The sequence below is a fragment of the Devosia sp. genome (genome assembly GCF_041917035.1).
Classification (GTDB): Bacteria; Pseudomonadota; Alphaproteobacteria; order Rhizobiales; family Devosiaceae; genus Devosia_A.
In genome coordinates, this window is sequence record NZ_JAYRYM010000306.1 from 1 (window position 1) to 3811 (window position 3811).

The following is a 3811-nucleotide window of genomic DNA, read 5'->3' on the forward strand; positions in this document are numbered from 1 at the left end:
ATCACTCGCAGACGCGAACCGTGCGGCGCTCCGGGCCGTAGGGGCCGTCGACCCAGCGGCGGGTCAGGTAGCACTCGGAGGCATAGGCCCGGGAGTTGGCGGCGGCGATGGCGCCACCCACGACGAGGCCGGTGGCCAGCGCCCCGACGCCCCAGCCGATGTGGCGGCGATGCCACGGGCCGGCTTCGGCCTGGGAGGAGACGCCGACCGACAGGGTCGCGACGGCGAGGGCGGCGATGGCGAGGGTCTTGATGCGGTTCATGGCGGTGTCCCCTTTGGATCTCTTGGGGCTCCAGCGCCCCTGATATCCATGGGTCGCGCCGGTCCTGAGAAAGGTTCGGGCTACCGGGAAGAAAAATCGTCGAGCTCAGGCGGGCGGCGCGGCGACCATGGCCGCCGACCCCGACAGGGATGCCCGGAGTTCGTCCGCCACGATGTCGAAGGCGAGCCGGATGCGTGAACTCGTGTGGAGTTCGCGATGGGTGACGAGCCAGAGCGGAACAGGAACGGCTGGCTGGTCGGGAAGCAACCGGACGAGCCCTGGAAGACTCTCGGCCACCTGCTGCAGCATCATGCCGACGCCGAGACCGTTGCGCAGCATCTCCCACAGCACCATCGCATTGTCGCAGATGATCCGGCATTGGCCCGGTGCGACGGGGAGGCCCCATTCCGTCAGTTGAGCGACGAAGCGGTCGACCGGATCGAAAGCCAGAATGTCGGCGTCTGCCAGATCGGCCGCCGAGTGTGGGGCTGTGTGGCGAGAGACCCAGCCCTCCGACGCATAGAGATGCGCCGACATCTCGCCGATCAGGCGACCGATGAGTTCAGGCTCGGTCGGCCGCACATGGCGGATGGCAATATCGGCTTCACGGCGCCTGAGGTCGCTCAGCCGGTCGGTGGCGATGACGGTGACGACGAGTTGCGGCGCTTGCCGGCGCAGGCGTGCGACGATCGCCGGAAGGAAGTGCACCGACACGACATCGGTCGCGGAGATGGTCACGCCTCCCGACAGGTCCTCCGACTGACCGGCAGCCGCAAGCGCCAGGGATTCGGCCGCCGCCGCCATGGCGCGGGCATGGTCGAGCAGCCCCACCCCGACGGCCGTGATGACCAGGCGCCGGCCGATGCGCTCGAACAGCGTGACGCCCAGGGCGGTCTCCAGGGCAGCGATCTGGCGCGACAGGGTGGGCTGGGTCAGATCAAGCTTGCGGGCGGCCGCCGACAGGGAGCCCGCCTCGGCCGTTGCGCTGAAGGCCCTGAGAAGATTCCAGTCCGGCGTGATCATGCATCCACGTATAATCCTGCTGCATTCCTGCGCAATTCCGAATGTTCTCGCATGTGGTAGGTGCTGCATCCCTGAAGGAGAGCACCATGTCGGACAGGTCTGCCAGCGCAAGGTTCTGGGATCGAACCGCCCGCAAATATGCCGCGGATCCGATCAGGGATCTGGCCGGCTACGAGCGCACACTCGCCCGCGCGCGCGAATGGCTCGATCCGTCCGACAGCGTGCTGGAGATCGGCTGCGGCACCGGAACGAGCGCGCTGCGCCTCGCACCCTCCGTTAAACGCATCATCGGCACCGATCTCTCGACGGAAATGATCGCCATCGCCAGGGAGCGGGCTGCGACCGCGAATTGTCCCAACGCGTCCTTCGAGGTCGCGTCCGCCGGCGAGCCCATTTCTGCAGCAGAGCCCAGCGACGCCGTTCTGGCCTTCAACCTTCTGCACCTCGTGCCGGATCGCCACGCAGTGCTCGGCGGGATCCGTCAGTCACTGAAGCCCGGCGGCCTGTTCATCTCCAAGACGCCCTGCCTCGCCGAGATGAACCCGCTGATCCGCCTCGCCATCCCCGTCATGCAGGTCATCGGCAAGGCGCCCTACGTCTCATGCTTCTCGGCCGGGCAGCTCGAGGACGACATGGTGGCGGCCGGATTCGTCATCGAGGAACGTGACCGCCACGGGTCGGGCAAGCGCGACCCGCGGCTCTTCGTCGTGGCGCGGCGCCCCCTGTTGGAACAGCAGGGCTAGACCGCGCTCCCGGGCGTCAGTGCTTGGGCGGCCAGGGCGTCTCCTCGACCGGAGTCAGCGGTCCCTTGCCGTCGGCCCAGGAGACAAGGTTGTCCACGACGAGCTGGGCCATGGCGTTGCGGGTGTGCACAGAGGCCGACCCGACATGGGGGAAGAGCACGACATGGTCCATGGCGATCAGCTCTGACGGCACGCGCGGCTCGTCCTCGAAGACGTCGAGGCCGGCGGTCCGGATGGTCTTCGCCTTCAGCGCCTGGACCAGCGCCGCCTCGTCGACCACCGAGCCGCGGCCGACATTGATCAGGATGCCGTCGGGGCCGAGGGCCTCCAGCACCTCGCGGTTGACGATCTTGTTGGTGGAGGCGCCGCCGGGAGCCACGATCAGCAGCACGTTGACGTCCTTCGCCATGTCCACCAGCGAGGCGTAGTAGCGGTAGGGCACGTCCTTCTGCTCGCTGCGACCGTGGTAGACCACCGGCACGTTGAAGGCATCGAGGCGACGGGCAATGGCCTTGCCGATGCGTCCGAGGCCCAGGATGCCGACCTTGCGGTCGCGCAGCGTGCCCGACAGCGGATAGGGCTTCTCCAGCCACTTGCCGGCACGCAGGTAGCGGTCCGTCTGCGGCAGTTCCCGCACCGTGCAGAGCAGGAGGCCGAGCGCCGTGTCGGCGACCTCCTCGTTGAGCACGTCCGGCGTATTGGTGACGACGATGCCGTTCTGGCCCGCCCAGGTCGCGTCGATGTGATCATAGCCGACACCGAAGGACGAGACGATCTTCACGCCGGGGAAGCGCCCCATCAGCGCGGGATCGCACGGCACGTGGCTGCCCGAGGCGATGGCGACGACCGAGGGGGCGAGCTTTCGCAGGAAGGCTTCCTTGTCGTCCGCGAGCCAGAGCCTGTGCACGACGAACCGCTGCTCCAGCTGGTCCTGGATCATCTGCATCATCGGGCCCGTCATCAGCAGGTCGGGCTTGGTCATGGGTCGTCTCCTCGGGGGTCTCGGCTTGGCGGTTCACAGGGAGACTGACGCGTTTCCGCGCAGTTTCAACCGATTGAATTTCAGCCATGCCAAGTCGTGATCACACTTGATTTCCGATTTTCGCATGCCACACTGGCCGCCGAACAACAGCCAGTCGCCGCATCCGCTCCACCGGACCGGATCGCAGAGCCCAGGTCAAGGGCCGGCGCAGGGCAGGGTCGTGTCGACCCCAGGGAGGAATGTGAATGGCATCCGTCGACATCCGCGACGTGCGCAAGTCTTTCGGCACGACCGCCATCATCCACGGCGTTTCCGTGCCGATCGCCGACGGCGAATTCGTCGTGCTGGTCGGCCCGTCCGGCTGTGGCAAGTCGACGCTGCTGCGCATGATCGCCGGCCTCGAGAACATCACCGGCGGCGAGATCGCCATCGGCGATCGCGTGGTGAACAACGTGCCTCCGAAAGAGCGCGACATCGCCATGGTGTTCCAGAACTACGCGCTCTATCCGCACATGACGGTGGCCGACAACATGGGCTTCTCGCTGAAGCTCCGGAACGCTCCGCAGAGCGAGATCGACACCAAGGTGAAGCGTGCAGCCGAGATCCTCAACCTCGGACCGCTGCTCGAACGCTTTCCCCGCCAGCTGTCCGGCGGCCAGCGCCAGCGCGTCGCAATGGGCCGCGCCATCGTCCGCGACCCGCAGGTCTTCCTCTTCGACGAGCCGCTGTCGAACCTCGACGCCAAGCTGCGCGTCGCCATGCGCACCGAGATCAAGGAGCTGCACCAGCGGCTCAAGACCA

The 3811-nt window shown here is 67.0% G+C and carries 5 protein-coding genes; 2 read left to right on the forward strand and 3 right to left on the reverse strand.

What is annotated here, in order from left to right:
- Window position 1 precedes the first annotated feature (1 nt).
- Together ACE3TU_RS19945 and ACE3TU_RS19950 are read right to left on the reverse strand one after the other, a co-directional pair.
- Window positions 2–262: a hypothetical protein gene (locus ACE3TU_RS19945; protein WP_374627421.1), complete on the reverse strand. Its 261-nt coding sequence runs from the start codon at window positions 260–262 to the stop codon at window positions 2–4.
- A gap of 105 nt (window positions 263–367) precedes the next feature.
- Window positions 368–1285 (reverse strand): LysR family transcriptional regulator, encoded by a 918-nt coding sequence (locus ACE3TU_RS19950; protein ID WP_374627423.1) that lies wholly within the window; start codon window positions 1283–1285, stop codon window positions 368–370.
- A 41-nt stretch (window positions 1286–1326) separates the two neighbouring features.
- Between ACE3TU_RS19950 and ACE3TU_RS19955 the strand changes: the two genes are divergently transcribed.
- Window positions 1327–2028 (forward strand): class I SAM-dependent methyltransferase, encoded by a 702-nt coding sequence (locus tag ACE3TU_RS19955; RefSeq protein WP_374627425.1) that lies wholly within the window; start codon window positions 1327–1329, stop codon window positions 2026–2028.
- 16 nt (window positions 2029–2044) lie between these two features.
- Here ACE3TU_RS19955 and ACE3TU_RS19960 read toward each other — a convergent pair whose 3' ends face one another.
- Window positions 2045–3010 carry a 2-hydroxyacid dehydrogenase gene (locus ACE3TU_RS19960; RefSeq protein WP_374627426.1) on the reverse strand — a complete coding sequence of 322 codons (966 nt, stop codon included), beginning with the start codon at window positions 3008–3010 and terminating at the stop codon, window positions 2045–2047.
- Between the two features lie 245 nt (window positions 3011–3255).
- Here ACE3TU_RS19960 and ACE3TU_RS19965 point away from each other — a divergent pair.
- The coding region (locus ACE3TU_RS19965; RefSeq protein WP_374627428.1) for an ABC transporter ATP-binding protein at window positions 3256–3811 on the forward strand (556 nt) is incomplete at its 3' end.

Coding starts and splice junctions, on each gene's coding strand:
- ACE3TU_RS19945 (WP_374627421.1), bottom strand. CDS start 262: ATGAACCGCATCAAGACCCTCGCCATCGCCGCCCTCGCCGTCGCGACC.
- ACE3TU_RS19950 (WP_374627423.1), bottom strand. CDS start 1,285: ATGATCACGCCGGACTGGAATCTTCTCAGGGCCTTCAGCGCAACGGCC.
- ACE3TU_RS19955 (WP_374627425.1), top strand. CDS start 1,327: ATGTTCTCGCATGTGGTAGGTGCTGCATCCCTGAAGGAGAGCACCATG.
- ACE3TU_RS19960 (WP_374627426.1), bottom strand. CDS start 3,010: ATGACCAAGCCCGACCTGCTGATGACGGGCCCGATGATGCAGATGATC.